The sequence below is a fragment of the Mesorhizobium sp. BR115XR7A genome (genome assembly GCF_020165315.1).
Taxonomy (GTDB): Bacteria; Pseudomonadota; Alphaproteobacteria; order Rhizobiales; family Rhizobiaceae; genus Mesorhizobium; species Mesorhizobium australicum.
On the sequence record NZ_JAIUHW010000015.1, the window covers coordinates 91,490 to 117,260 of the forward strand.

The following is a 25,771-nucleotide window of genomic DNA, read 5'->3' on the forward strand; positions in this document are numbered from 1 at the left end:
TATCCGCTTACGCTTCCAGACACCGGCCGGCGTCTCCAACCACATGGCGCTGCCAAAAAAGAACACGCAACGACACTAGGATATGCGGGTCGCGACCCGCGGGAGGTTATCATGGCATCCGTTCCCTTCGATCAACTGGACGGCTTCATCTGGATGAATGGCGCGTTCGTCCCGTGGGGGGACGCCAAGATTCATGTGCTGACCCACGGCCTGCATTACGCCAGCGCGGTCTTCGAGGGTGAGCGCGCCTATGGCGGCGAGATCTTCAAGCTCAACGAGCATACGGAACGCCTGCATGAATCGGCACGCCTGCTCGGCTTCAAGATTCCCTATTCGGTGGCCGAGCTCAACGACGCGTCGACCACGCTCCTGAAGAAGCAGGGCTTCCAGGACGCCTATGTCAGGCCGATCGCCTGGCGCGGCAGCGAGCAGATGGGTGTTTCGGCGCAAAACAACCGCATCAACGTCGCCATCGCCATTTGGCAATGGCCGAGCTATTTCGACCCGGCGCAGAAGCTGAAGGGCATCCGTCTCGATGTGGCGGAATGGCGCCGGCCCGATCCGCGCACGGCGCCGTCGCGGTCGAAGGCCGCCGGCCTCTACATGATCTGCACCATGTCCAAGCATGCCGCCGAGGCCAAGGGCTATGCCGACGCCATGATGCTCGACTGGCGGGGCCAGGTCGCCGAAGCGACGGGCGCCAACATCTTCTTCGTCAAGGACGGCAAGATCCACACGCCCAAGCCCGATTGCTTCCTCGACGGCATTACCCGCCGCACGGTCATTGGTCTCGCCAGGGATCGCGGCCTGGAGATCATCGAACGCGCCATCCTGCCGGAAGAACTGGAAGGGTTCGAGCAGTGCTTCCTGACCGGAACGGCAGCGGAAGTAACCCCGGTTTCGGAGATCGGCCCTTACCGATTCGAAGTCGGCGAGATCGCCAAGAATCTCATGAACGACTATTCTATCGCCGTTCAACCCAAGCATGCTATCGCCGCAGAATAACGATAGTCACAGCTTTTCGCGCAAGCAGGGGCGGTTTTCGGGCCGCCCCTTTTATTTCAGCGTTTCTGCATTTGACTTTCCTCCAATTCGGCGTCTCATGATGGTGTCGGCCCGGGAGGCTGGCAGCTATGGAGGGACTAATCATATGGACATGAACACGCTTCTTCCGATCATCATTCAGATCATCACAGGCATCATTGGTGGTCAGGCGGTCGGCGCGGCGATCAAGACGGCGGCAATGGGTCAGCTTCCCAAAATCCTGGGCGGAGCCATCGGCGGTGTCGGCGGCGCGGCGATCCTCGGCAGCCTGCTTGGCGGCGGTGCGATCAGTCCTGACGCGGCCGCGGCGGCGACCAGCGGCCTGGGCAGCGCGCTCAACCTGCAGAACATCGTCGGTGGCGCCGGCGGTGGCGCGATCCTGACCGGCATTCTCGGCGCGGTCATGGGCGCCATGAAGAAATAAGCCTGCCGATCTCGGGCTTCGCAGAATGGGCGGCTTCGGCCGCCCATTCCTTTGGAGACGCACTGTTTGGCCTTCCGGCTGTGGACGGTTTTGAGCGATGCCTCTACATGATCGCTGACACAGCGAAAGGACGATCATGGGTCAGCTCAATGCCGGCATCGTGCCGGTCACACCGTTCCAGCAGAACTGCACCATCCTGTTCGATATGGAGGACAAGCATGGCGTCGTCGTGGATCCGGGCGGCGACATCGACAAGGTGCTGGCAACGTTGAAGGACAACGCGATCGCGGCCGAGGCGATCTGGATCACGCACGGTCATATCGATCATGCCGGCGGCGCCATGGAACTGAAGGAAGCACTCGGCGTCGAGATCATCGGCCCGCATGAAGCCGACAAGATGCTGCTCGACAATCTGGAAAACCAGGGCAGGCGCTACGGCATCGGCGGTGTGCGAAACTGCGTGCCTGATCGGTTCCTCGCCGAAGGCGAGACGGTGTCGTTCGGCGGCCATGTGTTCGAGGTGCTGCATTGTCCCGGCCACGCACCGGGCCATGTCGTCTATTATAACCGCGCCGCCAAATTCGCCCATGTCGGCGATGTTTTGTTTCGCGGCTCGGTCGGCCGCACAGACCTGCCCGGGGGCGACCATGCGGCCCTCATCGCCTCGATCAAAAACAAGCTGTTGCCGCTCGGCGACGACATCGGCTTCATCTGCGGCCATGGCCCCGGCGGGCGTTTTGGCGAGGAACGGCGAACCAACCCGTTTTTGACCTGAATGAGATCGCTGCCGGAAGCCCAACAAACCGACAACAAAAAAGCGCTGGCCTTGCGGTCAGCGCATTTTTGTTTGGGGCAGGGAAGCCTCAGTTGGCGGTGCAGAAATGCTGTTCGCCGTCGCTGCCGGTGAAGGTGCCGGTACGGGAATTGAAGGTGCGGTAGCGGTCCGAGCAGTACTCGTACCAGCCGCGCGTCCACGGTTCGGCGTAACGGTCGGCATAGACCACCTGCGGTTCCGCGTAGTAGCGGCGGACCGGGGCAGGGCGCACCCGCACGTCACGATCGTAGTAACCGTCATCGTAATAACGGTCGGAATCGGGCGGTGGCCGGTCATTGGCCAATGCGCCACCGATCAATGCGCCGGCGGCAAGGCCGAGAACGCCGGCTGCCACGGCATCGCCATGGCCATGGCCGTGATGGTGCCAACGGCGCCAGTCATCGGCATTGGCCGCCGAGAAGGTCCCCAGCGTGGTGGCGACCACGGCTGCGGACAGCACGGCTGTCTTGAAAATGCGGTTCATCTTGGTCTCCTTCGTACCGGACCGTGCAGTTTCTTGCAGGGGATGCAGTCCGGCTTTACGAATGACTAATATGGGACCGTGGCTGAACGGGGGCTGAACGAAAATTTGGCCGCACGCATTCTTTCACCGCCTCAAAACCGCACCTTTCGGCGCGGACCTGACTGTCGGAGCCGGTCCGAAGCCGGCTCAGCCGACCGACAGGTTGACGGCCTTGGGTCCCTTGCCGCGCTTGTCCGGCTCGGTGTCGAATGTCACTTTCTGCCCATCTTCGAGACCGGGGAGACCCGACGCCTGCACGGCCGAAATATGGACGAAGACATCCTTCGCGCCATCATCCGGTGTGATGAAGCCGAAGCCCTTGGCATGGTTGAAGAATTTGACGGTGCCGGTCTGCGGCATGGGAAGCTCCTTTGATCCCATAAACTCCAGTCTCGGGCCGGCAAATGCCCGAATGCAAATTTGTCCTTTATTTTAGCGCTATCGGCAAGAGAAAGTTTTGCTGGCACTTAAAGCACGTCGCTTTAAGTGCTTGTTTTGATGCGCGTCATTGGCCCGGACCCGGGATGAACTTCCGGATGAGATGAGTCTGCGCTGCGCGGCGGACATGAAAAAGGCGCGGCGAAAACCGCCGCGCCTTTCAAAAATCCGTCTGCCTGCCCAGGTGCTGGTCAAGCTCCTCGTTCGCCCATCCGCCTGGGATGCGCGCGCGCCGATTGCTCAGGCTGCGCGCAGGTTGACCGCCTTCGGGCCCTTGCCCATGCGGTCCGGCTCGACGTCGAAAGTGACCTTCTGGCCATCGACGAGCGTGCGCAGGCCCGAGGCCTCGATCGCTGAAATGTGGACGAACACGTCCTTGGCGCCGCCGTCGGGCGTGATGAAACCGAAGCCTTTGGTCGCATTGAAGAATTTAACGGTGCCGGTTTGGGCCATTGGGGAAACTCCTTCACCCGTTCAGTCTTGGTGGTCCTGCCCGCCACCTGGCGTCGAGGGCAGTTCCTGGTGGTTGCTTTCGGCAGTCATGCATTGGCGCATGGTCAAACCCCCCGCCGAAAAACGGGGCCGTCAGAGATTCACAGTATCGGGGAAAGGTCGTCCAAAACGTTCCGCTCTCCGGGTCGCAAATGCCCGAACACAGAATTTATCGCACGGAAACGTGAAGGTTGCAAGATAGCGCCGCGGGCCGCCGCCATGGGCGCATCCCGACGCAAAAATCGACCGATCAAAGCGTCGACCGGCCGCAAATAGGCTTCGTTGGCGGAAGGGTCATCGGCCCACAGCACCGGTCATGGATGGGCCAGGAGCGACGATTGCCGGGGACGCGGCTGGGGCCCACCGGTTCGGGTGTCGTTCTCTACAGAACCCGCAAACAAGGGTTGCAATTGGCGGTGGAATGACGACGATCACGCCATTGGGTGACTGATCCAAATCTTGTTTTGATCGATATCATCATCAACGAACCGCCACGCAGTCTTGGGCGGTACGGACCGGGACGGGGATCGAGGGAGAGACGATCATGAGGTTTCTTGCGGCGATCTTTTCACGGCAGGTTTTTGCCGTCCTTTTCCTGTCGGCAATTCTTGCCGCCTGCACGGTCGTCGTCGATGACGGACCTGGGCCGCGACCGCGTCCGCCGCGCCCTGAACCGCAATTCTGCACCAAGCAATACGAGCCGGTCTGCGCCCGGCGCGGCGGAGATCGCCAGACCTTCGCCAATGCCTGTCTGGCCGATCGGGCGGGTTACCGCATCGTGCGTGACGGCGCCTGTCACGGCGGTGATGGCGGTGGCGAGCAGACGTTCTGCACCCGCGAATATGCTCCGGTGTGCGCCCGCCGGCATGGAGAGATGCGCACCTTCCCCAACGCCTGCGAGGCGCGGGCCTCGGACTACCGCATCGTCGGCGTGGGGCCGTGCTGAGATTCTGCCGTCTCCGCATGAGGGGAAGGCCATTATTTGTCCACGCCAACATAAGCTTTGCTCTTGAGCAGGCCGGCCAGATGAGCAGCGTTTGAGGCCGCCATTTCGATGGCTTCGGTAACCTTGGCGGGGGTTTTCGGCAGGTCGACGTAATTGACGTCATGCATGGCTTCACCGACCCAGTAGACGCCGCCATTGGCGGGAATGGTGAAGCCGACATCGTTCAGCGCCTGGAAGCACTCCGCATGGCAATGATGCGCGCCGTCCTCGTTGCCGACAATCGCCACCAGCGCCACCTTGCCGGCGGCCGGCATGCGGCCCTTGTCGTCGGTCTCCTCGAGAAAGGCGTCCATCCGCTCCATGACGCGCTTGGCGACGCTCGATGGTTGGCCCAACCAGATCGGCAAGCCGAGAATGAAGATATCGGCGGCCAGGATCTTTTCGCGCAGGCCAGGCCAGTCGTCGCCCCTGCCCATGTCGGAGAGCACGCCAGGCTTGATGTCATGATCAAGCGTGCGCACGACCTCGCCTTCCACGCCATGCGGTTTGAGCGCCGCGAGCAGATCGGCGATGATCTTGTCGGTGGACGATTTTTCCTTGTCGCCGGATGCTTTCAGCGAACAGTTGAGGGCAAAGACGGTGAGGGACATCGCAAAACTCCTGCATCTGGGTGTGCAGGCTCAACGCCGCGAGGCGTTTGCGGTTGCGCGGTGTGTCGGCTGGCCTCCGCTCAGCTGGCCGGATTGTCGGCCAGTTCGAGATTGTCTTCCGTGGTGACCCGTTCGTGGGTCTCCTGGTCGCTGCGGATGCGGTATTGCGGGGAACCGTCCTTGACCGGCAGCCTGCTCTTGATCTCGAACAGTTCCGCGGCCTTGTTGACCAAGCCGGTCCGGCTTTTCATCCGCACGGTCTGGCCGATGGCGAAGAGATGCGAGGGGGTGTCGGTGCGCGGTCGCGCATTCTGTTGAAAACGGATCACGCTGCATTCTCCCGGTCGCGCACCAGCGCGGTTTCGAGGTCCAGGTGGTCGATGGCGACGAGCTGGCTGGTGAGCGGGTTGTTCACCGCCTTTGCCGGCAGATGGATGAAGGTGGCGACGCGGCGCCAGGCAAGCCGCGACATGCCCTCGATCAACTCCTCGTCGTGATCGATGTCGTAGTCGCCGGCCGGCAGTTGTCCTTCCAGGCCACCGAGCATGAATGGCGCGGTGAAATGGGCGATGGAACGGATGGTGCGGTCGGGCATTGTCCTGGCCTTTTGGGATGAGATTGGCGGGTCGAGAACCTCTGACGCCGCGAGATGCCAATTCTGGCCCAAACCATATGTGATATATAACGGAAATCGGCGCTCTATTCAAGAATAATAACGGAATTCTTTGCTTCGATTTGAAAAATAGACGGATATTAATTTTGGAATAAATCTGCTATGGCTGCGGATATCTTCGAAAATTTCTTGGAGATGTGCCGAGTTTTTCCTCGGCGTTTATGTTTTTATTTTTTCTAAAAGGGATAAAGCCATGGATTCAATCAGAACTTCGAAAGGGAAGAGCATGGCGATCAATCCGATCGTCAGGTCAATCGCCACGTACCCCATTGGCGCTGCCGGAAAGCCGATGGCCGTCCAGTCGGCGCGGCTGACCATCAGAAGCGACGAGGCGGCAAGGCGAACGATCTCCGATACCGATGGAACTGTGAGGCGGGCCAGGCAGGTTGCAGAGACCAATCGACTGATTTGATCGCTTTCGCCGCGACGTGAGGCGCAGAATCAAGCAAAGCCTTGAACCTGTAACGCCGATGGCCTAGATCGCGGCAGGCGCACGAACACGGTAGGTGTCCCATCAACAGAGATCAGAGAAGAGCGGCGGGTGCGGGGACCAAGCCTGGCGCGGCCAAGTCTGGCGGGGGAGGACAGCCGCCGCTGGTCCTCGACCAGTATGTGCAGCAGGCATTGCAACTGCACCAGGCCGGGCGCCGGCAGGAGGCCGAGGCGATCTACCGCCAGGTGCTGACGCGTCAGCCCAAACACGCGGCCGCGGCGCATTTCCTGGGGTTGCTGCTGCACCAGACGGGGCGCAGCGAAGAAGGCATGGATTTCCTCGAACAGTCGGTTCAGCTGCAGCCGACCAATCCCGACTTCCTCAACAATCTCGGCACGGTGATGCGCGATCTGGGCCGTGTCGCGGCGGCGATCGATTTCTTCCGCGGCGCGGTGGACCTGCGGCCGGAGCAGCTCGCGGCGCGCGACAATCTCGGCTCGTCGCTGAAGCAGATCGGCCGGTTCGACGAGGCCGAGGACATCTATCGCGGCACGGTGCAGCGCAATCCATTCCATGTGCGCGCCCGTATCGGGCTTGCCGAAACCCTGCAGGAAGCCGGACGCCTCGACGAGGCGCTGGCTGTCTTCCAGGAGGCACTGACCATCCGGCCTAGGGATGCCGACCTGCTGCACGGACTGGGCGTCGGGCTGATGGAAAAGGGCAAGCTCGACGAGGCGACCGACCTGTTCCGGCAGGCGGTGGCGATCCAGCCCGGCATGGCCCGCGCGTGGCTGATGCTGACGCAGGTCAAGCGCCAGAAGGAGCGCGATGCCGAAATGGCTGGCATGGAGGCGCAGCACGCCAAGGCGCCTCAGGACAGCCTGGCACGCATGCAGCTGTCGTTTGGCCTCGGCAAGGCCAATGACGATCTCAAGGATTATGGCAGGGCCTTCGACTATTTCGCCGAGGGCAATGCCATCCGCCGCAAGGGCATCGACTACGACCCGGTGAAGACGCGCGCCGAATTCGAGGCAATGAAGACGGTGTTCGATGCCGGCTTCTTCGAAAAGCACAGACCGAGCCCGATTGCCGACGACGCGCCGATCTTCGTCGTCGGCATGCCGCGTTCGGGTACGACGCTGGTCGAACAGATCATCGCCAGTCACCCCCAGGTCTATGGCGCGGGTGAGCTCAGCATCCTGAAGACGGCGGTCGGCAAGCAGTTCCCGTCGAACATGCCGGGCGGCTTCCCCTGGGGGGTGGCCGACACGGACGATAGGGATTTCGCCGAGGCGGGGCAGGCCTATCTGGACATGCTGCATGCCCGGTATCCGCATATGCGCCACGTCACCGACAAGATGCCGGGCAACTTCCTGCTTGTCGGCTTCATCCACATGATGCTGCCGAAGGCCAGGATCATCCATTGCGCCCGCGATGCGGCGGCGACATGCCTGTCGATCTACAAGGTGCATTTCCGCGGCGACAGCCACCGCTATGGCTATGACCTCGGTGAGCTCGCCGATTTCCACAATCTCTACACCGACATCATGGCGCATTGGCACAAGGTGCTGCCCGGCGTCGTGCACGATGTGCGCTACGAGGATTTCGTCGCCGACCAGGATGGGCAGAGCCGGGCGCTGATCGACTATCTCGGCCTGCCATGGGACGATGCCGTGCTGTCGTTCCACGAGACCGACAGGCCGGTGCGCACGGCGTCGGCCGCGCAGGTGCGCCAGCCCATGTACCAGGGCTCGGTCGATCTGTGGAAGCGCTATGGCGACAGGCTGAAACCACTGCTGGATAAGCTCGGATAGGCCGATAGCGCGGTAAGGCCGGCCTGCGAACGGCGGTCGAGCTGTCTCAAAGTTCCATGAAGGGCTGGAAGCCGCCGAAGATCATGCGCTTGCCGTCGAACGGCATCGTGGCCATATCGCGCTGCAGACGAGGGTCGGCCATCACCTTGGCCATCACCGCATCGCGATCCTGCCTGGATTTGTATACGGCCCAGGAGAAAACGACGATCTCATCATCCTTGGCCTGAACGGCACGCGGAAACGAGGTGATTTCGCCATAGGGCACGTCGTCGCCGATGCATTCGACATAGGCGAGCGCGCCATGTTCCATCCATATGGGGCCTGCGAGGTTGGCGAGCTTTTTATAGTCATCGAGATTTGCCTTCGGCACGGCAAGCACGAAGCCATCGACATAGGACATGGTGGTCTCCTCTTTGCTGAATTCGAACGCCGGGTCGGCGGGGATACACCCGGCGCGATTGGGCGCATCCCCTCGGCGAGGGGCGCGCTCGCTAAAGCCTATTCCGTCGGTGCGTTCATTGCCCATGCGACGCCGAAGGGATCCTTCACCTGGCCCCAGCGGTCGCCCCAGAACATCACCTGCAGCGGCGTGACGGCCTCGCAGCCGGCGTCGACGGCGCGCTTCCACCAAGCGTCGATGTCATCCTTGCCGAGATGGAGCTGCAGCGTATAGCCCTGCGCCGCCTGGTGCGGATGGCCGTGTTCCGGATAGGCGTCGCCCAGCATCAGTGTCGAGCCGTTGATATAGAGATGGATATGCATGGTGCGGCCTTTTTCGTCCGCCGGGTAGGCAAAGACTTCCTCGGCCCCGAAAGCCTTCTTGTAGAACTCGGCCGCCTTGATGGCACCGTCGACCTGAATATAGGGGGTCAATCCGCCAAGCACTTTTGGCCGGGGTGGGGTCTGGTCGGTCATTGCATGTTCCTCTTCACGTTGGTTTGGCCTTGCGGACCATAGGACGGATGAGATGACGGCAATCCTACAGGACGCCGAAAATTTTTGGCCGGGCGACAACCGATGGGTTGGGAAGGCGTGCAACGAACTTGCGTCGGCGGCTTCCAATCAGAGCGCAATTCTCTCGGCTCCCAAGCTAAAAGAGTTGGATTGCGCGCCGCCTACTCAGCCCGGAGACGACAATGATCCTCTATTATCAGACCCACTCACCTTTCGCGCGCAAGGCGCTGGTCTTCGCGCATGAGGCAGGCGTCGCCGATCAGCTCCAGGTCATTCATCACGAAACCAGCCCGACCTCGCACAACGCCAGTGTCCACGCCGAAAACCCGCTAGGCCAAGTGCCGGTGCTGCTGCGTCCGGGTGCGCCGGCGATCTTCGATTCCGACGTCATCTGCGCCTATCTCGATACGCTGCATGATGACCGGAAGTTGCTGCCGCAGGTCGGCGAGGCACGCTGGCAGGCGTTGCGGCTGCAATCGGCCGCCCAAGGCCTTGCGCAGACGGGCATCGCCTTGCGCTGGGAGACGGAAAGGAGACCCGAACAGCTGCGCTATGATGCTCTTGCCGAAGGATATCGGCAGAAGATCGAGGCGACCTACGACTGGGCCGAGGGCGCCCTTGACGACGAGGCGCCGCTCCATGTTGGACATATTGCGCTAGCCACCACGCTGTCCTGGATGGCGTTCCGTCATCTTCCGTCGTTTGGTTCGCGGGCGCGGCTGACGCGCTGGTTCGAGGCTTTCGAAAAGCGTGCGTCGATGCGTGCGACGCCGCTTTCGGGCGATACACATGATTGATTCGCGCTCGCCTGAGAGGCGGCGAGCGTCAACGGTTGTTCCGCGTGTCGAGGATTTCCGGAAAGCCGATATCCTTGCGCAGCGCGGCAGGCAGCGACAGCAGGATGCGTTCGCTGCGGTGACGGGCGCGCGCCGCGGCATACCGGGTTGCGATGCGGCCGATGGATGACAGGACGGACATGACGAATTCTCCCTGGTTTGGCGCCGGCATCATCGTGTCGGCATCCCAAGGACGAGGCAGCAACGGGCGATCCGACAGATTGCCCGGAGAATTTTTTGTCAGCGTTTACATCTCGTTCAGGCGCCGCCGAGGAGAACCTATGCGACCTTGAGCGTGGGAATAGCCGAAACATCGACCTCACGCTCGGCGTGCCAGGCATCGAAAGCCGCCTGCATCCGAAGCCAGATCGCGGCGCCGTCGCCGAACAGCTTCCCAAGGCGAGCGGCCACCGCCGGCGAAACCGGCTTCCTTTCGCGGATAATGTCATAGAGCTGCTGCCGGGAGATCCCGAGCAGATTTGCAATTTCCACCTTGGTCTTTCCAGTTGCCGGGATAATGTCCTCAAGCAGCGCTCCCGGGTGGGAGGGGCAACGCTCGATCGGACGCGTCGGCTCGTGCACGGTCATACGTCGAACTTCTCCAAATCTGGCCGCCTCAGTGATATTGCTCGAAATCGACGCGGGCGGCGTCGTTACCGTCGAATTCAAATGTAATGCACCGTGGGCCATTGACGTGGACCGTGTAGCGGATGGGATCGAGGCCTTTCAGCGGGTGGAAGTCGAAGCCGGGAAGGTTCATCTCCTCCGGCTTTTCCGATGCTTCCAGGCGGTCAAGCCGAACAAGGATGCGCTTGTGCATCTTGGCATCGATCTTGCCGGTTTTTCCGGTTTGAAAAAGGTCGGACAGCGCCTTGTTCTTGAACGATTTGATCATGACATATGTAAACAGATCGCTTACACAAATCAAGAACCTGTAAGCAAATAATTTACAGGCATGCCGATCTCCCGCCGCTCAGCCGGTTCCCTCAGCCACCTCGCGGAAGAAGCTCTCCGGATCCTCGACTTCGGTCAGCTTCCGCTTCTCGATCAGCCAGAAGCGGTTGCCGATGGCGCGGATGAAGGAGCGGTCGTGCGAGGCGAGCAGACAGCTTGCCTGGTGCTTCAGCAACTCTTCCTCCAGCGCTTCCTGGCCGTCTATGTCGAGATGGTTGGTGGGCTCGTCGAGCAGATAGAAATTGGGATTGGCGAGCCTGAGCGCCAGCATCATCAGCCGTGCCTTCTGGCCGCCCGACAGAACACCGATCTTTTTCTCCTGCATCTCGATGACCACGCCGGCGCCGGCAAGCAGCGAGCGGGCGCGCTGTTCGCCGACATCGTAACGGCGCGAGACCATCGCCAGCGGCGTGTCGTCGCCGCTGATGCCCGACAGCGCCTGGTCGCTGTAGCCGAGCACGGTGGACGGCGTCACCTTCACATTCCGCACCGTGTCCGGCTCGAGGATGGCGTTGCGGATCATGGTGACGAAGCGCGACTTGCCGACGCCGTTGCGGCCGAGCAGCACGATGCGGTCGCCCTGGCAGATGTGGCGCTTGCCGGTCCTGAACAGCAGCGTGCCGTCGGGCGTTTCGACCGCCGCGTCGTCAAGCGTGATCAGCACCTTGGCGTGGGTACCGCGATTGGCGAGTTTAATCGCGCCCGCCGATTTCTCGCGATGCGCCGGATTGGCGGCCTCTTCCAATTTTTCCGCGCGCTGGTTGAGTTGCTTGGTCTTGACCGTCAGCAGGTCGCTGCCGGAATTGATGCCGATATTGTTGAGCTTGGCCGCCTGCCGGCGCAATTGCTGCGCCACCTTCATGTCGCGCTGGAACTTTCGTTCGGTCGACGCGTCAACCTCGTCCAGCGCCTCCCTGGCGCGGGAATAGGGGAGGGAGAACACCGGCGACTGTTCCGGGCGCAGGAACAGCGTCCGGTTGGTGGTGGCGTCTAGGAAGGCGCGGTCATGGCTGGCGATGATGACGGGCACCTCGCGCGGCAGCGCGTTGAGCCAGGTTTCCAATTGGCTGATGCGCGCAAGGTCGAGATGGTTGGTCGGCTCGTCGAGCAAAAGCATGTCGGGATCGGTGACCCAGACGCGGGCGATCAGCGCCAGCCGCTGCCAGCCGCCGCTCAGTGCCTGCATTTCTCGCCCGCGCATCGGCTCGGGCACGTCAAGCGAATCGAGAACCACATCGACGCGCCACATCTCGCTGTCGGCCTGTTCGGGCGGTAACGCCTCAGCCACAACCTCGTAAAAAGTGCGGCCAAGCAGGGCAGGGGCAACGGATTGCTCGACATAGCCGACACGCAGGCCGCGCGTGCGGGTGATGTCGCCCGAGGTCGGCTCCAATTCGCCGGTCAGGCATTTGAGCAAGGTCGACTTGCCGCGGCCGTTGGCGGCGACGATGCCGAGCCGGTCGCCGTTGCCGATGCTGAGGTCGAGATTGGAAAAGAGCGGCGCACTCATGGTGACGCCGAGGGATTTGAGGCTGATCAGGGCCATTTTTTGATTTCTCTGGTCTTGCCGGAATGCCGGCTCATGCACTTTGACGGTGCGCGTGCCGGCCATCAGGCCAGGCGTTGCGTACCACGAAGGGCAGACCAAAAAATCGAAGCGGGAGAAAACCCGGACCGTCCCTGGTCAGCCCTGCAAGCTGGCTCGCAGGGCGCAAATCGGGCCACGCTGACGATGGTGACGATAGAACGTAAACACGTGAGCCCTCCTTTCGAGACGTTCGAGTGTGACGACTGGCTACACCAAAGGCGAGGCTGATGGCAAGGCCGCCGCTTTCAAGCGGCGCGGGAAGGGGGCCAGCACCAGTATGCAGCCGCCGATGATCGCCACCGCGCCGAAGCCCTGGATCAGGGTCAGCGACTCGCCGAGCACAATCGTTCCGGCCAGCACCGCGATCGTGGTGACGGCGAATTCGACGCTGATGGTCCTGGTCGCTCCGATGCTGGCCACCAGCCGGAAATACACGACATAGGTCAATGCGCTCATCACGCAGGCCAGTATGGCCAGGTAGAGGAAATCGACAGGTCGCGGCATGGCTGGCACCGGCACGGCGAGCAGCAGCGGCAGCGTCATCAGGCCGCCGAACAGGAAGGCGGCGCTGGTGAGTTCCAGCGAGCCGGCCGAGCGCAAATGGCGATTGGCGTAGTTGCTGCCGAATGCCGCCGAGAAGGAACTGAACAGCGAGGCGGCACAGCCGATCGCAAAGGATGCGGTGACCGGAACGGCGGGGAAACCGACCAGGACGATGATGCCGGCAGCGCCGAGCAGCAGTCCGGCCAGGCCGCGAACAGCGATGCGCTCAAGCCCCCAGAGCTGGCCGATGATCATCGAGAACAGCGGGATGGCGGCAACCAGGATGGCCGCCATCGCCGTGCCGATGCGCGGCGTGGCATAGGACAGGCCGATCAGCTGCGCCGCCACCGTCGTCGCGCCGACCATGGCGAAATGCCGCCAGCCGGCGCTGAAATCCAGCCGTCGCCGCGTCGCGGCGGCAAGCAGAAAGAGCGTGATGCCGGCGATCAGCGCGCGCAAGGTGACCGCGCCGACCCAGCCAAAGGCATGCACCACCTTGAGCAGCACCAGGAACGACAGTCCCCAGGTGACAGCCAGGAAGATGTAGGCGGCGATGTCTCCGGGTTTCATGGGGAGTTGGCTGATGGTTTTCGGAGCGGAAGAGCAGAATTGAAAGGCCCGTATAGGTTCGTCCCACCACTGGCAAGGCGGCAGGAAAAGCTGATCTATATTGGAGGGACAGCGGGGGCGCGAAGAATTGCTACCGTCCGGGCCTGCCTGTCTTGCCCGGCCGGCGCTTTTCGCGGCGGGCGTCGCCTTGGTCCTCGTAGGAGCCGATGCCGGAGCGTTGACGGACGATAGGCTTGTCGGCATCGCCGCGATCCTTCGCGCCCCTCTCTGTCCTGCCGGACATCTCCCCCACGGGGGAGATTGGCTGTGGCTTCGCCGGCACTTTTCCCTCTACCGGTTTTTCGGTGCGGCGCACCGTCATCTCGTCGAGCGAGTTCTTTTTGAACAGCGGCTTGGTCGCATCGCCGGGGATGCCGAAGTCGGAGCCATGCGCTTCTTCCGCCGACTGCTTCTTGAACAGCGACCGCGACACCGCGCCTGACGGCGTCGGCATGTCGGTGCCAGGCCCCATGTCGTCCAGTGACGGCTTGGCGAACAGTGGCTTCTTCACCGGCACGGCGCCGTCGGCGCCCATCTCGTCGAGATCGGGCTTGCGGAAGAGGTTCGGCCTGGCGGCCTTGGCTGCCTCTTCGGCGGCGCGTGCCTGATCGAGCTTGCGGAACCGTTCCTGTTCCTCCAATGTCCGATGCTTGGCCACGCCCTTGTTGTGCTTCCCCTTTTCGCGGCCAGAGGCCGGACTTTGGCCTTCCACCTCGCGCGCCAGCGGATCGTCGGAGATCGACAATTCCATCTCGTGCAGCCGCTTGATCTCGTCGCGGATGCGGGCCGCCTTTTCGAAGTCGAGATTGGCGGCGGCGTCGCGCATCTGCTTGTCCAGCGCGTCGAGATGGGCCTTGAAATTGTTGCCCATCATGGCGCCGGCGCTGTCGGTGAACTGCGAGATGTCGGCGCGGACATGGTCCTTCTCGTAGACCGAGTCCAGAATATCGGAGATGCGCGACTTGACCGATTCCGGCGTGATGCCGTTAGCGGCGTTCCACTCCATCTGCTTTTCGCGGCGGCGGTTGGTCTCGGCCATCGCCCGCTCCATCGAACCGGTGACCTGGTCCGCGTAGAGGATGACCTTGCCGTCGACATTGCGGGCGGCACGGCCGATGGTCTGGATCAGCGAGGTTTCCGAACGCAGGAAACCTTCCTTGTCGGCGTCGAGAATGGCGACGAAGCCGCATTCGGGGATGTCGAGGCCTTCGCGCAAAAGGTTGATGCCGACCAGCACGTCGAAGGCGCCGAGGCGCAGGTCGCGCAGGATCTCGATGCGCTCAAGCGTGTCGATGTCAGAGTGCATGTAACGCACGCGCACGCCCTGCTCATGCAGGTATTCGGTCAGGTCCTCGGCCATGCGCTTCGTCAGCACCGTCACCAGCGTGCGGTATCCCGCCTTGGTGGTGTCGCGGATCTCACCGACGACGTCGTCGACCTGGCTCTTGGCCGGGCGCACCTCGACCGGCGGATCGATCAGGCCGGTCGGGCGGATAACCTGTTCGGCGAAGACGCCGCCGGCCTGTTCCATCTCCCAGCCGCCCGGTGTCGCCGAAACGGCAACCGAGAGCGGCCGCATTGCGTCCCATTCCTCGAAGCGCAGCGGTCGGTTGTCCATGCAGGAGGGCAGGCGGAAGCCATATTCGGCCAGCGTCGCCTTGCGCCTGAAGTCGCCGCGATACATGCCGCCGATCTGCGGCACGGTGACGTGGCTCTCGTCGATGAAGACCAGCGCATTGTCGGGAATGTATTCGAACAAGGTGGGCGGCGGATCGCCCGGCTGGCGGCCGGTGAGGTAGCGCGAATAGTTCTCGATGCCGGCGCAGGAGCCGGTGGCTTCCAGCATTTCGAGGTCGAAGCGGCAGCGCTGCTCCAGCCGCTGCGCCTCGAGCAGACGGCCGGCGCGCTCGAGTTCCACCAGCCGGTGCTTGAGCTCTTCCTTGATCGACTTGATCGCCTGATTGAGCGTCGGGCGCGGCGTCACATAGTGCGAGTTGGCGTAGATCTTGACGCTCTTCAACTCGCCGGTCTTCTGGCCGGTCAGCGGATCGAACTCGGTGATCGCCTCGATCTCGTCGCCGAACATCGAGATGCGCCAGGCGCGGTCCTCAAGGTGGGCCGGGAAGATCTCGATCGTGTCGCCGCGCACGCGGAACGAGCCGCGCACGAAATTGATGTCCTGGCGCTTGTACTGCTGGGCAACGAGGTCGGCGAGCAGAGCGCGCTGGTCGAGCCGGTCGCCGATCTGCATCTGGAAGGTCATCGCCGTGTAGGTCTCGACCGAACCGATACCGTAGATGCAGGATACGGAGGCGACGATGATGACGTCGTCGCGCTCGAGCAGCGAACGCGTCGCCGAATGGCGCATGCGGTCGATCTGCTCGTTGATCGAGGATTCCTTCTCGATGAAGGTGTCGGTGCGCGGAACGTAGGCTTCCGGCTGGTAATAGTCGTAGTAGGAGACGAAATACTCCACCGCATTGTCGGGGAAGAATTTCTTGAACTCGGAATAGAGCTGCGCGGCCAGAGTCTTGTTGGGCGCCAGGATCAGAGCGGGGCGCTGTGTCTCCTCGATCACCTTGGCCATGGTGAAGGTTTTCCCGGAACCGGTGACGCCGAGCAGCACCTGGGTGCGGTCGTTGTTGTCAACGCCCTCGACCAGATCCTTGATGGCGGTCGGTTGGTCGCCGGCGGGCTCGAAGTCCGACACCATCTTGATGGCGATGCCGCCTTCGGATTTTTCCGGCCGGGCAGGGCGGTGCGGCGTCCACAGCACGCCGTCCTTGTGCAGCGGATTGCCGGATTCGATCAGCGCCGAGAGCGCGGCCACCGTGGCGGTGACGCCACTGGACGACATCGTCTCGGCTTCTTCCAGCGAGATGTCGAGCCCGGCGACCGGATTGAGGCCGGCCGCCGTGCGTTCGCGGGCCGACGCGGCGCCGCCCATCGAGGTGCCGCGCGCGGTGCGGCCCGGCGCGGCGGAGCGCTCGGGTATTTTCTTCGGCGACTTGGCGCCGCCGCCTTTGCCCGTGGCGCGTCCTTCCCGTTCAGCCTCCTGCTCGATCTGCTCGGCCCAATCGGCGATCGAGCCGGTCAGCGGCGTGCCCGACAATTCGGCCTGCGGCATCTCGGCGAAGCCGCCCTTGTGCAGCGGTTCCGAGGCGTCGAGGAAATCGGTCAGCGGGCTGCGCCGCTTAGGCGCGGCGCGGTCCTCATTCGCCGTCGGCGGCGTTCTTTTATCGGGGGATTTAGCCATGTCCCGAATATGGGATTTCTCGGCCAAAATGGAAAGAGCGCGATGAGGACGGGCCGGCGGCCGCGTCAGGCTCCTGACAGAAGGCTGTCAGGAGGTGGCGGAGGGTTTCGCCTTATCTCAAGCACCGCTTCCGTTCGACGCGACCCGGGTCGCCGATCCGTTCAGGCGATCCACCACGACGAGGCGAGTGACCTTGCCCTTCTTGAAGGCGGCGAGGAAGCGGGCATAGTCCCTGAAGACGACGCAGCCATTGGATTCGGCGCGACCGCCCCGCAGCATGTAGGTATGCGCGAGCAGGCCGTTGCGGTTGTATTTGTTGCCGCCGCTCGTCGGGGTCAGGCGAATGGCCTCGACGCCGTGGAAGCGGGATTCGCGCAGCGACAGATTGTAGGTGTTGGGCGGCGTCGGGCCACGGTCCTTGACGTGGACATAGCGCGGCTGGTCGACCATTGCGCCGAGGCCGGAATGCGCCTCGAGCCGCTGGCCGTCGGGCATGTAGACGGTCTTGGCGCTGATGTCATAGACGGCGACGCCATGGCCGGCGCCGCTTCCGGCGCTCGGGCCGTTGAACAGGTTCCTGAACGCCTGGCCGAGGCCGCCCGAAGGCGTGTCCGGCTTGGCATAGGCCAGCACGTCGCCACCATCACGGGTCCGGCCTTGCCGGGCCGGCTGCCTGGCTTGCTGGACGGGCTTCGGCTGGGGCGCCGGCTTCTGCTCCAAGGTCCTGGGCTGTGCGGCCGGCTTGTCCTCTTCCACGATCCGGGGTTGCCGCGGCGCGTCATATTGCGGGCGGCGGGTCGGCAGCGGCACGTCGTCGGTGAGCGCATCCGGCAGCGAAGCGGCGTCGCCCGGCTGTTCCTGCTGGGTCTCGACAGGCGCCACCGCGACATCGGCGGAGGATTCGGTCATCGGCAGCGGCGAGGCGAAAGCTTCGTCCTCGACCGGCATCGACTCGACCAGGGCAAGCGCCAGCTGCGCGTTGTCGGGCGTTTCCGACTGGGCAAAGCCCATCGGCGCCGGCGCGGTCTGCACGACGGAACCCGTTTCGGCGCGGGCGAAGCGTTCCGCCGCCGGAGCCGGCATGTCGTTGGACAGGCTGGCCATGACCTGGACGGACGGCACGAGGGACGCCTCGGTGATCCGTGGAGTGGCGCTGGAAATCACTGGATGGGTGCTGGCCGCGGTCGCAGGCTTTCCCGCGCCGGCGAAGGCAGCGGCGAGCTTTGTCGGCGACAGCGACGCTTCCATCAGTTCGAAGCGCTGCTGCGATTTCGACTTCGCCGGCGTTGGCTTGGCCTGCGCCACCAGGCGCCCGGATTTCTCCGCCTTGGAGGTTATCGCGGCCAGCTTGAAGCAACTGGCACCGCACTGTACGGCATGGTCGTGCAGCGCCTGCGCGCCGCCATGCGTATTGGCTGTCATGAAGGGCGCCGAAGAGCTGAGGAAATGCTGCTTCAGCGGATCGGCGAGAGCGAGCGTGCCCGGCATGGACAGCGTCTGCGGCAGGCCGACCGACGTGACCGAAAGCGAGGCACCGACAGAGCTAAGGCCGGCCATGGTGCCGATCAGCCATAGGCCGACGGCGGCGCTGACGCCCGGCACCGCAATCCAGCGGACAACCCGTTCAGGGGTGAAGGATGAGGCACGTGGCGCTTCGAAGGCGGTCTCGCCGCTGCAACGCCTGTCCCCGACAATTTTACGACTCAACAACGCCATGCAACCAATCTTGCTCCAATCGGCTCCCACGTCCGCGGCTGTGATAGCCGCGACGACCATTCTGTGAGTGATCCCAGGTGGTCCCCGACGCGTTTGCCGCGCCTGTCGTTAGTTGCCGATTGCTTCAAAATATGGACAAAGTTGGTTAACCAATCCCTCTCAAAACCAATCGAGAGACGTGGACTTTGTGCCGAAAAAGGCTCGTCCACGACCATGCACGCGGTATTGCAGCCCTTCCAAGGCTTTTTTGCTGCCTGTTTTTGCCGGGCGAGTCAAGCGAAACAGCCTTCGCTAATCCTCGCAAAAGGCGATTCGGCGCTTCCGGGACAGTGAGGCACGCCAAATGCCTGTCGGCCGAGCCGCCCCAACGCCGGTTCTTATTGTCGACGGTTTCATGGCGGCAGGGCACCACTGATGTCGGTGCAGGCGGCCGCCACGAGCACCGTCGCCAGGGAGCTATTTCTAGGCGCTGTCCGTGATTCTCTACTTTGGATCAGTCGAAGTTCGGCTGTCCGTGCCGCTCAGTTGAACCACAGCGCGAACGTCAAGAACCCGCCACCTGCAAACTCGCGCTGGATCTGGTCGAAATCCTCGCTGGTCAGGACCTTGCCGCTCTCCAGATAAGGCGCGATGCCGGGACCGGTGATCGAGAGTACGAGGTCGAAGGGTTTAGGCTCGTCGAAGAAGCGCTTCATGTTGATGCCTTTGCCGGTGATGCGGAAGTGCGGCAGCAGCGCGCGGCCTTCGAGCAGGTCCTCGGCCATCGTCAGGGTCGCGAGCCAGGCCTGCACCTGCTCCTCGCCGACTTCGAGGCCGGTGAGCGGGTTCTCGCCCTTTTGCTGCGGGCCGGGCAGCCATTCGCGGTCATTGTCGGTCTCGGCGCGGATCGCCTTCCAGTCCTCGCGCGACAGCCGGATCATTTCGAGCAGCTCCTGGCGCGCCGCCTTGCGGCGTTCCGGTTCGACAACCGGCCAGTTGACGAGATGCACCATCGAGATGAAGTCGGCGATGCGCCATTCCGAGGAGAAGATGCTCGAGCCCATCTCGCTTGGCGGCGGCACGAGGATGTCCTGCAACGGCAGCTTGGCGCGCGGAAACAGCATGTGGAACGAGCCGTCGAACGTACCCTTGAAATCATGCGCCAGCCAGAAATCGGCCTGCGCCATCAGGAATTCGGCATAGCCTTGCAGCCAATAGCCGTCGGCGCGGTCGAAGCGGAAGGTGAGCGCGGGGGCTGTATCGCCCTGGGAGATGCCGCCGCGCGACAGCGCCGCCATGATCGCCGCCATGCTTTCATCCGGTGCGATGGTGCCGTCCTCGTTGAGGTCGATGCCGACATGGGTGAGGTCGATGACCATGCCGATATCGGCATCGGCCGGCACCGAACCAAGCGTGGTGGCGGACTTTGCCAGCCGGTCACGGAAGGCCACCAGTATGGCGCGGAACTCTTCGTAGGTCAGCGGCTCGGGATTGGGGTTCGCCGGTACCGGCAGCTGCATCAGCGGCAGCATGAAGGATTGCGGGCTCTCAAACCCATGGCGATGCAGGCCGCTGGCCAGCAGTTCCAGCGCGGTGAAGAACTCGCCGGCGCCGGCGGCATAGGCTGACGCTGGATCTTTCGGCGCGGCCGCTTCCAGTGTCGACAGCGCGCCGTCGCGCGCGGCCACGGTCCTTGCCTCGAACAAAGCTGTTGCCGCTTCGGGCATGGCCGCCGATGCGGACGACAGCGGCACGAGCACAATGAAAGCCGATGCCAGCAGGCTTACTATTCGTGTCATCTTTTCCCTCCCATTTGCCGCAGCGACCATACACGGATTTGCGCCGCCGCGCCTGTCGATGCCGGCACGCTGTCCACATCGTTGCATGAATGTCGCCGGGCACGCTTCAACCGGTCCGGCGGACGGTCTACAGAAGGCCAACGATGAGGCGTGCCGTGTCGAACTATCCGCTCTCCTACAAACTGTCCTGGCTGCCGCGTTTCCTGAAACCGTCGCTCGGCGGTGACGCCACCGGATTTGCGCCGGCGGCCGGGACGCTGATGGACCCGCTACCGAGACAGACGGTGCGGCTGGCCTTCATCGGCGACATCTCGGCGGTAGCCAACCGGAGCGCGCCGGACTGCGATCCGGCGATCAAGGCGCAGCTGGGCACGGCCGACCTGGTGATCGGCAATTGCGAAAGCCCTGTCGTCGACAGGCCGAGCGCCGTGCTGGGGACAAAGCTCGGTACGCATCATGCGATGAGCGAACGCTTTCTGGCCGAGGCACTCGCGGCGGTTGGCATCAGACGCGAAAAACTGGTCCTGTCGCTGGCCAACAATCATGTGTTCGACCAGGGCGTCGCCGGTTTCGACGCGACGGTCGCGGCGTTGAAGCGGCTCGGTGTCGGCATCATCGGCCTCGCCGCCAAGGGTCCGGTCGAACGCTTCGCTGCCGGGCCGCTCGCTCTCGGCTTCGCCGCTTTCACGCTCTGGCGCAACGCCGATGAGAGACTGTTTGCCGACCGCGTCTCGATGGAAGGCGATCCGGCGCGCTGGCCGCGCGAGGCGAGTGCTGGGGTCGATCTCCTCTGTGTCGTGCCGCACTGGGATTGGGAATTCCGGCATTTTCCGCGCGCCGCAACACGGGCACTGGCGCGGCGGCTGGCCGGGCAGGGCGTCGGTCTGATCGCCGGCCATCACGCCCATGTCGTGCAGCCGGTGGAGCGGATCGGCGGGACGGTGATTGCCTATGGGCTCGGCGATTTCCTCGGCACGGCTTTTGCCCGGCAGCCATGGCCGGGGCGGATTGGCGGGATTTTCATCGTGGACGTCAGCGCCGATGCGGAGACGCGCGGGACTGTCGCGTCCTACTGGTTTCATCCCTTTGTGCGCTTGCGTGCGGGAGACCACGAACGGCTGCTGCCGGTCGAGGCATTGGACGAGCCCATACGGCAAAAAATCGAGGGCCGGCTGGACGCGATCTTTCCTGCTTCCCTTGTGGACGCGTCGCCCTGACCGCGTGACAGGTCCACGACAGGGCAGGGGTAAGCGCTGGCGACTTTCCCGCGAAAATGGCTATCATGCGGCAACACTGGCGGCGGGGATTGGCGATGGAGACAGCGGATTTCATGCCGGGCGCGGCTGCTATCGCAGCCATTAAGAAAGACATCGAGGTCTACGAAGCGAAAAGGGCCTCGGTGGCACGCGCGGCCAAGTGGCGCGCACCGTTGTTCGTTGGCCTGGTGGTCGTCTTCGTGGCGCTCATTGCGTGGCTGTTCAACACGGTCGCCGATCCCAACGAGCAATGGTTCTCGACGCCGCACGTATTTCTGTACGTGGTCGGCTTCGTGGTGGCGGTCGTGCTTTATTTCCGGGCGATCAGGCCGGCGGCGAGGCTGCAGCAATCGTTTCGCCAGACGCTGATGCCCATCATCTTCGGCTTCATTGGGGATATGCGCTACCAGCATGACGTGACGCCGCATTCTTTTGACCGATTGCCGCGCGAGACCGTCGGCGGTTTCACCATGAGCCGCTTCGACGATATCATCTCCGGACGATATGACGGATTTGCGTTCGAACTGTACGAAGCCGACCTATGGGACGGGGGCGCCACCAAGAACAAGGCCACCACATTCAAGGGCATCGTCGTCGCCTTCGAAACCATCGAGCCGTTTCCAGGAATACTGGTCGCGGCGCGACGTGCCAGTGGCGTGATCGGCTTTTTCCGCGGCATGTTCGCGCCCAGGATGCAGGAACTGCCGTCCGGCGTGCCGGAGCTCGACGCCGCCTACGAGTTCCGCACCAACAATGTCGTGGCGGCGCGGCCGCTGGTGACCGGCCGGCTGGCGCAAGCGCTGAAATGGCTCGGCGAAACCTGGCCGGACGAGCCCGCGCGCGTCGCGCTCAACGGCAGCGATGGTTTTCTGCTCCTGCCGCAACCGAAGAACTTTTTCGAGCTACCTGATATTTCGGTGCCGCTCGACTACGCCAGTCATGTCGCACCGATGATTTCGGACCTGGGCGCCATGCTGGCGACCGCGGCACTGGTGCGCAAGATCGGCGCAAGCTAGTCCGGTTGGGCAAACGATCAACAATCGTAACCGGATTTGTCGCGCAGGTAGTCCGCTTCTTCCTTCGACATCCTCTTGAACATCACACACATGGTGAAGCTACCTACTTGCCGCCCGTCGCGTCTGTATCCCCAGTCCGAAATATCGTCCCTGGTGAATTCTATGTCCTGGCCGAGGACGACATTGCGCACAGCTACCGGTTCGTTTGCCAATATGCCGACGAACCCCGTTTCGGTACGCTGGAACGGGATGACCCAGAAGTGCTCGCTGATATCCCCATCGCGCACCTCGACTTTCAATTTGAACCTGTCCGTCCCCGAGGGCGGCGTTCCGGCCAGGGCCAGGAACTCATCCAGGCTGGCAAGAGCCTTTGCAGTCGCCGTCGCCATCTCGGGGTCGTCCGTAGCAAACATAAGCGCTTTGTCATCGTTAGGATTCGCGGCTTGCGCGCCGGCCGATCCCGGGGCACACGCCAACATCATCAAGGACATCATGGACCGAACTGCAAGCTTCATGGAAAGGGCCCCCTTCATGGTAACGGCGCACCATCCCGCATCCGTTCCAGATTTGCAACCGGAGCGCGAGTTTCGTCCATTTCAATTGGCGATCTGAACTGATCCATGACACAAAATGTGTATCGATAACCACTCGCCGGTCTGTTTCGTGATGCTGCTCGATACGGATTGCGGCGGCCGCGCCGTGATCGCAAACGCGCGCCACAATCCGTCTAAACGACTCTTTTCACGAACAGAAATGCGCTCGCCGGGGGAACCGAAGCGGCCTGAAATGATGTCGGCCGCAGACAATATGTTGGAATTAAGCCTATGATATCCTTTGCGAAAATTCACCCAACGTGATTTGCCGATGATGACTGTTTCGCCCCAGTCTCAGGCCGTTCGGTGCTGCCCTCTCCCAAGCGGTACCGAAAAACCGAAACAGCACGGAGTGCTATCCATGAAGAAGACCCTCGCAACCACCGCCGCTTTGCTCGCCTTCCTCGGCACGGCCTATGCCGCGACCGTTCAGGGCACCATCCAGGCCGTCGATCCGACAACCAAGTCGGTCACTCTCGACGACGGCAAGATCTACCAGCTGTCGCCCGATGCGTCGGTCGGGAAACTGAAGGTCGGCGCCAAGGTGGCGGTGACCGTCGACGACAAGACCGGCATGGTGACGTCGATCAAGAAGGCCTCATAGAGACTGCCGACCGGACTTTGAGACCCTGCTCCAATCTGGCCGGTTCCTTGGGGAACCGGCCATTTTCATTAGCTTGGACCGTCACCGCCAGGCGACGACGGCGGCGGAACGCCGTTGCGGCAGAGGCGCTATGGTTTTTGCCAAAAGGCCGCGCTATTCCTTGGCCGCCGGGGGATCCGCATGGCCGAGGAACAAAAGGGATTTCGCCTGTCGCGGCGGTTGCTGCTGGGGGCGGCCGTCTTTGGCGGCGCCGTGCTGTGGGGCGGCACCACCGTGGCGCGGCTGGCGCGAGGCCCGTCAGGGCCGAAGAACACCGGACGCATCGCCGATGTAGACGGTATCGCGCTGCCGCTGAAGCCGATCGCGAGCCCGCCCGCCTTCGATCCGTCGCTGCCCTGGCTGGCCAAAGGCGGCGACATCAACGATGCCAGCGGTCTGTCGAGGACGCCGGTCTATGGCGTCGTCGAGATCAGCGAGGAAGAGCATATCGCCAAAGCGCTCGCCTTCGCGCGCGCCAACGGGCTGAAAGTGTCGCTGGCGGCCATCCGCCATTCGATGGGCGGGCATGCTTTCGACGACAATGCGCTGGTCCTGGATATGAGAAAGTTCAGCAAGGTTACGGTGGACGCCGCGGCCAAGACCGTGACCTTGCAGCCGGGCGCGTGCTGGCACGATATCCAGACCATGCTGCATCCGCGCTTCGCGGTGAAGGCGATGCAGTCGACCGATATTTTTTCGGTCGGCGGCTCGCTGTCGGTGAACGCGCATGGCATGGACCATCAGGCGGGCTCGGTGGCCGGCTCCATCCGCTCGATGCGGGTGATGCTGGCGGACGGGTCGGTGACCACCTGCTCGCCAACCGAAAACATCGAGCTGTTCCGACATGTCGTCGGCGGCTACGGTCTGTTCGGCGTGGTGCTGGAGGCGACGCTCGATATCGTCGACAATGCCGTCTACCGCACCTCGCGCGAGATTATCAGATCCGACGATTTCCCGAAATTCTTCGCCGAGGTGCTGGAGCCGAACAGGGACATCGGCCTGTTCTACGGGCATCTGTCGACCGCGCCGGGCAATTTCCTAGAGGACATGATCGTCTACCGCTACGATAAGGTGGCGGAGCAGCCGCCGGGCGACCAGCCGGCGCTCGGCGAACCCGATGGCGTCGGCCTGAAGCGGGTGATCATGAACATGGCCAAATGGGGCAGCGCGTTCCAGGAACTGAAATGGTTCACCGAAAAGACGCTGGAGCCGAAATTCGAAAGCTGCACGGTGCCGCGTAGCTCGGCGCTTGCCCAGGGCGAGGCCTGTCTCGTCACCCGCAACAACCCGATGCACGATTCGGTGCCGTATCTGTTCAACGACCTGATGAACGAGACCGACATACTGCACGAATATTTTATTCCTCGCGCGAACTATAATTCATTCATCGCGGAAGCGCGCGAGATCCTGCGCAACCAGGATCTGCCGGTGCTCAACGCCTCGGTGCGCATCGTCCACAAGGAGGACGTGGCGCTGACCTACGCGCCGGAGCCGGCCTATTCGCTGGTGCTCTATATCAACCAGCCGGCCGATGCCGATGGCAATGCCAGGATGCGGGCGCTGACGCGGGCGCTGATCGACGTGACGATCAAGCATGGCGGGCGCTTCTTTCTGCCTTACCAATTGCACTATACGGCCAAGGAATTGCTGGCGTCCTATCCCGAACTGCCGGCCTTCCTGACGGCAAAGCGGCACTATGACCCGGCGGAATTGTTTTCCTCGACCTTCTACCGTGCCATCAAGGCGCTGAGCGGGACGGTGTAGACGGCACGCGGGCC

General features: G+C 62.9%; 28 protein-coding genes. 10 read left to right on the top strand and 18 right to left on the bottom strand.

Features of this window, described 5'->3' with window-relative positions; translation table 11 throughout:
* Positions 1–111: 111 nt before the first annotated feature.
* From LB557_RS26905 to LB557_RS26915, 3 genes are all read left to right on the top strand, one after another.
* Entirely contained in the window at positions 112–1,005 is an 894-nt protein-coding gene (locus LB557_RS26905; protein ID WP_140617704.1) for a branched-chain amino acid aminotransferase, read from the top strand.
* A 145-nt stretch (positions 1,006–1,150) separates the two neighbouring features.
* A complete protein-coding gene (locus tag LB557_RS26910) occupies positions 1,151–1,468 on the top strand; it encodes a hypothetical protein (RefSeq protein WP_015316105.1) in 318 nt (105 codons plus the stop codon).
* 136 nt (positions 1,469–1,604) lie between these two features.
* Complete coding sequence (locus LB557_RS26915; protein ID WP_015316106.1) at positions 1,605–2,243, top strand: MBL fold metallo-hydrolase; 639 nt, start codon at positions 1,605–1,607, stop codon at positions 2,241–2,243.
* A gap of 88 nt (positions 2,244–2,331) precedes the next feature.
* Here LB557_RS26915 and LB557_RS26920 read toward each other — a convergent pair whose 3' ends face one another.
* From LB557_RS26920 to LB557_RS26930, 3 genes are all read right to left on the bottom strand, one after another.
* Positions 2,332–2,766, bottom strand: a complete 435-nt coding sequence (locus tag LB557_RS26920; RefSeq protein ID WP_015316107.1) for a BA14K family protein — start codon at positions 2,764–2,766, stop codon at positions 2,332–2,334.
* 186 nt (positions 2,767–2,952) lie between these two features.
* On the bottom strand, positions 2,953–3,165 hold the full coding sequence (locus LB557_RS26925) for a cold-shock protein (RefSeq protein ID WP_008877668.1): 213 nt from the start codon (positions 3,163–3,165) through the stop codon (positions 2,953–2,955).
* 318 nt (positions 3,166–3,483) lie between these two features.
* The gene (locus tag LB557_RS26930; RefSeq protein WP_006202520.1) at positions 3,484–3,696 is read right to left on the bottom strand and encodes a cold-shock protein; all 213 of its coding nucleotides are present in this window, start codon (positions 3,694–3,696) and stop codon (positions 3,484–3,486) included.
* Positions 3,697–4,279: 583 nt separating this feature from the next.
* On the opposite strand from LB557_RS26930, the gene LB557_RS26935 reads away from it, so the two are divergent.
* Positions 4,280–4,681: a Kazal-type serine protease inhibitor domain-containing protein gene (locus LB557_RS26935; RefSeq protein WP_140617705.1), complete on the top strand. Its 402-nt coding sequence runs from the start codon at positions 4,280–4,282 to the stop codon at positions 4,679–4,681.
* A gap of 32 nt (positions 4,682–4,713) precedes the next feature.
* Here the strand turns inward: LB557_RS26935 and LB557_RS26940 are convergent, their stop codons facing one another.
* The 4 genes from LB557_RS26940 to LB557_RS26955 all read right to left on the bottom strand — a co-directional run bounded on the left by LB557_RS26940 (position 4,714) and on the right by LB557_RS26955 (position 6,403).
* A complete protein-coding gene (locus LB557_RS26940) occupies positions 4,714–5,331 on the bottom strand; it encodes a flavodoxin family protein (RefSeq protein ID WP_140713649.1) in 618 nt (205 codons plus the stop codon).
* A gap of 80 nt (positions 5,332–5,411) precedes the next feature.
* The gene (locus LB557_RS26945) at positions 5,412–5,660 is read right to left on the bottom strand and encodes a hypothetical protein (protein ID WP_015316110.1); all 249 of its coding nucleotides are present in this window, start codon (positions 5,658–5,660) and stop codon (positions 5,412–5,414) included.
* The gene (locus LB557_RS26950; RefSeq protein ID WP_224642567.1) at positions 5,657–5,926 is read right to left on the bottom strand and encodes a hypothetical protein; all 270 of its coding nucleotides are present in this window, start codon (positions 5,924–5,926) and stop codon (positions 5,657–5,659) included. The genes LB557_RS26945 and LB557_RS26950 overlap by 4 nt, the downstream gene beginning before the upstream one ends.
* A gap of 237 nt (positions 5,927–6,163) precedes the next feature.
* Complete coding sequence (locus LB557_RS26955) at positions 6,164–6,403, bottom strand: hypothetical protein (RefSeq protein ID WP_181172906.1); 240 nt, start codon at positions 6,401–6,403, stop codon at positions 6,164–6,166.
* Positions 6,404–6,616: 213 nt separating this feature from the next.
* Here LB557_RS26955 and LB557_RS26960 point away from each other — a divergent pair, with 213 nt between their 5' ends.
* The gene (locus LB557_RS26960; RefSeq protein WP_411970578.1) at positions 6,617–8,251 is read left to right on the top strand and encodes a tetratricopeptide repeat-containing sulfotransferase family protein; all 1,635 of its coding nucleotides are present in this window, start codon (positions 6,617–6,619) and stop codon (positions 8,249–8,251) included.
* Positions 8,252–8,297: 46 nt separating this feature from the next.
* On the opposite strand, the gene LB557_RS26965 is transcribed toward LB557_RS26960, so the two are convergent.
* The gene (locus LB557_RS26965; RefSeq protein ID WP_140617709.1) at positions 8,298–8,651 is read right to left on the bottom strand and encodes a DUF1428 domain-containing protein; all 354 of its coding nucleotides are present in this window, start codon (positions 8,649–8,651) and stop codon (positions 8,298–8,300) included.
* A gap of 98 nt (positions 8,652–8,749) precedes the next feature.
* A complete protein-coding gene (locus LB557_RS26970) occupies positions 8,750–9,166 on the bottom strand; it encodes a VOC family protein (protein WP_140823225.1) in 417 nt (138 codons plus the stop codon).
* Between the two features lie 221 nt (positions 9,167–9,387).
* Here LB557_RS26970 and LB557_RS26975 point away from each other — a divergent pair, with 221 nt between their 5' ends.
* Positions 9,388–10,002, top strand: coding sequence for a glutathione S-transferase (locus tag LB557_RS26975; protein ID WP_224642565.1), 615 nt, complete (start codon positions 9,388–9,390; stop codon positions 10,000–10,002).
* 28 nt (positions 10,003–10,030) lie between these two features.
* On the opposite strand, the gene LB557_RS26980 is transcribed toward LB557_RS26975, so the two are convergent.
* From LB557_RS26980 to LB557_RS27015, 8 genes are all read right to left on the bottom strand, one after another.
* A complete protein-coding gene (locus tag LB557_RS26980; protein WP_083883193.1) occupies positions 10,031–10,183 on the bottom strand; it encodes a hypothetical protein in 153 nt (50 codons plus the stop codon).
* Positions 10,184–10,320: 137 nt separating this feature from the next.
* Complete coding sequence (locus tag LB557_RS26985; protein ID WP_015316118.1) at positions 10,321–10,629, bottom strand: HigA family addiction module antitoxin; 309 nt, start codon at positions 10,627–10,629, stop codon at positions 10,321–10,323.
* Between the two features lie 28 nt (positions 10,630–10,657).
* Positions 10,658–10,936, bottom strand: coding sequence for a type II toxin-antitoxin system RelE/ParE family toxin (locus LB557_RS26990; RefSeq protein ID WP_224642564.1), 279 nt, complete (start codon positions 10,934–10,936; stop codon positions 10,658–10,660).
* 78 nt (positions 10,937–11,014) lie between these two features.
* A complete protein-coding gene (locus LB557_RS26995) occupies positions 11,015–12,541 on the bottom strand; it encodes an ABC-F family ATP-binding cassette domain-containing protein (protein WP_224642563.1) in 1,527 nt (508 codons plus the stop codon).
* 249 nt (positions 12,542–12,790) lie between these two features.
* Positions 12,791–13,696 (bottom strand): DMT family transporter, encoded by a 906-nt coding sequence (locus tag LB557_RS27000; protein ID WP_224642562.1) that lies wholly within the window; start codon positions 13,694–13,696, stop codon positions 12,791–12,793.
* A 130-nt stretch (positions 13,697–13,826) separates the two neighbouring features.
* Complete coding sequence (uvrB, locus tag LB557_RS27005; protein ID WP_224642561.1) at positions 13,827–16,991, bottom strand: excinuclease ABC subunit UvrB; 3,165 nt, start codon at positions 16,989–16,991, stop codon at positions 13,827–13,829.
* A gap of 117 nt (positions 16,992–17,108) precedes the next feature.
* Positions 17,109–18,707, bottom strand: coding sequence for a DUF2778 domain-containing protein (locus tag LB557_RS27010; RefSeq protein ID WP_224642560.1), 1,599 nt, complete (start codon positions 18,705–18,707; stop codon positions 17,109–17,111).
* Positions 18,708–19,228: 521 nt separating this feature from the next.
* Positions 19,229–20,485 carry a hypothetical protein gene (locus tag LB557_RS27015; protein WP_224642558.1) on the bottom strand — a complete coding sequence of 419 codons (1,257 nt, stop codon included), beginning with the start codon at positions 20,483–20,485 and terminating at the stop codon, positions 19,229–19,231.
* A gap of 143 nt (positions 20,486–20,628) precedes the next feature.
* On the opposite strand from LB557_RS27015, the gene LB557_RS27020 reads away from it, so the two are divergent.
* Positions 20,629–21,702, top strand: coding sequence for a CapA family protein (locus LB557_RS27020; protein WP_224642556.1), 1,074 nt, complete (start codon positions 20,629–20,631; stop codon positions 21,700–21,702).
* 95 nt (positions 21,703–21,797) lie between these two features.
* A complete protein-coding gene (locus tag LB557_RS27025) occupies positions 21,798–22,757 on the top strand; it encodes a hypothetical protein (RefSeq protein ID WP_224642554.1) in 960 nt (319 codons plus the stop codon).
* Positions 22,758–22,774: 17 nt separating this feature from the next.
* Here the strand turns inward: LB557_RS27025 and LB557_RS27030 are convergent, their stop codons facing one another.
* On the bottom strand, positions 22,775–23,272 hold the full coding sequence (locus tag LB557_RS27030; protein WP_224642552.1) for a YegJ family protein: 498 nt from the start codon (positions 23,270–23,272) through the stop codon (positions 22,775–22,777).
* Between the two features lie 439 nt (positions 23,273–23,711).
* Here LB557_RS27030 and LB557_RS27035 point away from each other — a divergent pair, with 439 nt between their 5' ends.
* Both LB557_RS27035 and LB557_RS27040 read left to right on the top strand, forming a co-directional pair.
* Positions 23,712–23,954 carry a DUF1344 domain-containing protein gene (locus tag LB557_RS27035; protein ID WP_015316128.1) on the top strand — a complete coding sequence of 81 codons (243 nt, stop codon included), beginning with the start codon at positions 23,712–23,714 and terminating at the stop codon, positions 23,952–23,954.
* 180 nt (positions 23,955–24,134) lie between these two features.
* Positions 24,135–25,757 carry an FAD-binding oxidoreductase gene (locus LB557_RS27040; protein WP_224642550.1) on the top strand — a complete coding sequence of 541 codons (1,623 nt, stop codon included), beginning with the start codon at positions 24,135–24,137 and terminating at the stop codon, positions 25,755–25,757.
* Positions 25,758–25,771 lie beyond the last annotated feature (14 nt).

Coding starts and splice junctions, on each gene's coding strand:
- LB557_RS27020 (WP_224642556.1), top strand. CDS start 20,629: ATGAGGCGTGCCGTGTCGAACTATCCGCTCTCCTACAAACTGTCCTGG.
- LB557_RS26950 (WP_224642567.1), bottom strand. CDS start 5,926: ATGCCCGACCGCACCATCCGTTCCATCGCCCATTTCACCGCGCCATTC.
- LB557_RS26985 (WP_015316118.1), bottom strand. CDS start 10,629: ATGACCGTGCACGAGCCGACGCGTCCGATCGAGCGTTGCCCCTCCCAC.
- LB557_RS27010 (WP_224642560.1), bottom strand. CDS start 18,707: ATGGCGTTGTTGAGTCGTAAAATTGTCGGGGACAGGCGTTGCAGCGGC.
- LB557_RS27040 (WP_224642550.1), top strand. CDS start 24,135: ATGGCCGAGGAACAAAAGGGATTTCGCCTGTCGCGGCGGTTGCTGCTG.
- LB557_RS26990 (WP_224642564.1), bottom strand. CDS start 10,936: ATGATCAAATCGTTCAAGAACAAGGCGCTGTCCGACCTTTTTCAAACC.
- LB557_RS26920 (WP_015316107.1), bottom strand. CDS start 2,766: ATGAACCGCATTTTCAAGACAGCCGTGCTGTCCGCAGCCGTGGTCGCC.
- LB557_RS26925 (WP_008877668.1), bottom strand. CDS start 3,165: ATGCCGCAGACCGGCACCGTCAAATTCTTCAACCATGCCAAGGGCTTC.
- LB557_RS27025 (WP_224642554.1), top strand. CDS start 21,798: ATGGAGACAGCGGATTTCATGCCGGGCGCGGCTGCTATCGCAGCCATT.
- LB557_RS27000 (WP_224642562.1), bottom strand. CDS start 13,696: ATGAAACCCGGAGACATCGCCGCCTACATCTTCCTGGCTGTCACCTGG.
- LB557_RS27015 (WP_224642558.1), bottom strand. CDS start 20,485: ATGACACGAATAGTAAGCCTGCTGGCATCGGCTTTCATTGTGCTCGTG.
- uvrB (WP_224642561.1), bottom strand. CDS start 16,991: ATGGCTAAATCCCCCGATAAAAGAACGCCGCCGACGGCGAATGAGGAC.
- LB557_RS26965 (WP_140617709.1), bottom strand. CDS start 8,651: ATGTCCTATGTCGATGGCTTCGTGCTTGCCGTGCCGAAGGCAAATCTC.
- LB557_RS26935 (WP_140617705.1), top strand. CDS start 4,280: ATGAGGTTTCTTGCGGCGATCTTTTCACGGCAGGTTTTTGCCGTCCTT.
- LB557_RS26980 (WP_083883193.1), bottom strand. CDS start 10,183: ATGTCCGTCCTGTCATCCATCGGCCGCATCGCAACCCGGTATGCCGCG.
- LB557_RS26995 (WP_224642563.1), bottom strand. CDS start 12,541: ATGGCCCTGATCAGCCTCAAATCCCTCGGCGTCACCATGAGTGCGCCG.
- LB557_RS26930 (WP_006202520.1), bottom strand. CDS start 3,696: ATGGCCCAAACCGGCACCGTTAAATTCTTCAATGCGACCAAAGGCTTC.
- LB557_RS27035 (WP_015316128.1), top strand. CDS start 23,712: ATGAAGAAGACCCTCGCAACCACCGCCGCTTTGCTCGCCTTCCTCGGC.
- LB557_RS26975 (WP_224642565.1), top strand. CDS start 9,388: ATGATCCTCTATTATCAGACCCACTCACCTTTCGCGCGCAAGGCGCTG.
- LB557_RS26905 (WP_140617704.1), top strand. CDS start 112: ATGGCATCCGTTCCCTTCGATCAACTGGACGGCTTCATCTGGATGAAT.
- LB557_RS26970 (WP_140823225.1), bottom strand. CDS start 9,166: ATGACCGACCAGACCCCACCCCGGCCAAAAGTGCTTGGCGGATTGACC.
- LB557_RS27030 (WP_224642552.1), bottom strand. CDS start 23,272: ATGAAGCTTGCAGTTCGGTCCATGATGTCCTTGATGATGTTGGCGTGT.
- LB557_RS26910 (WP_015316105.1), top strand. CDS start 1,151: ATGGACATGAACACGCTTCTTCCGATCATCATTCAGATCATCACAGGC.
- LB557_RS26915 (WP_015316106.1), top strand. CDS start 1,605: ATGGGTCAGCTCAATGCCGGCATCGTGCCGGTCACACCGTTCCAGCAG.
- LB557_RS26940 (WP_140713649.1), bottom strand. CDS start 5,331: ATGTCCCTCACCGTCTTTGCCCTCAACTGTTCGCTGAAAGCATCCGGC.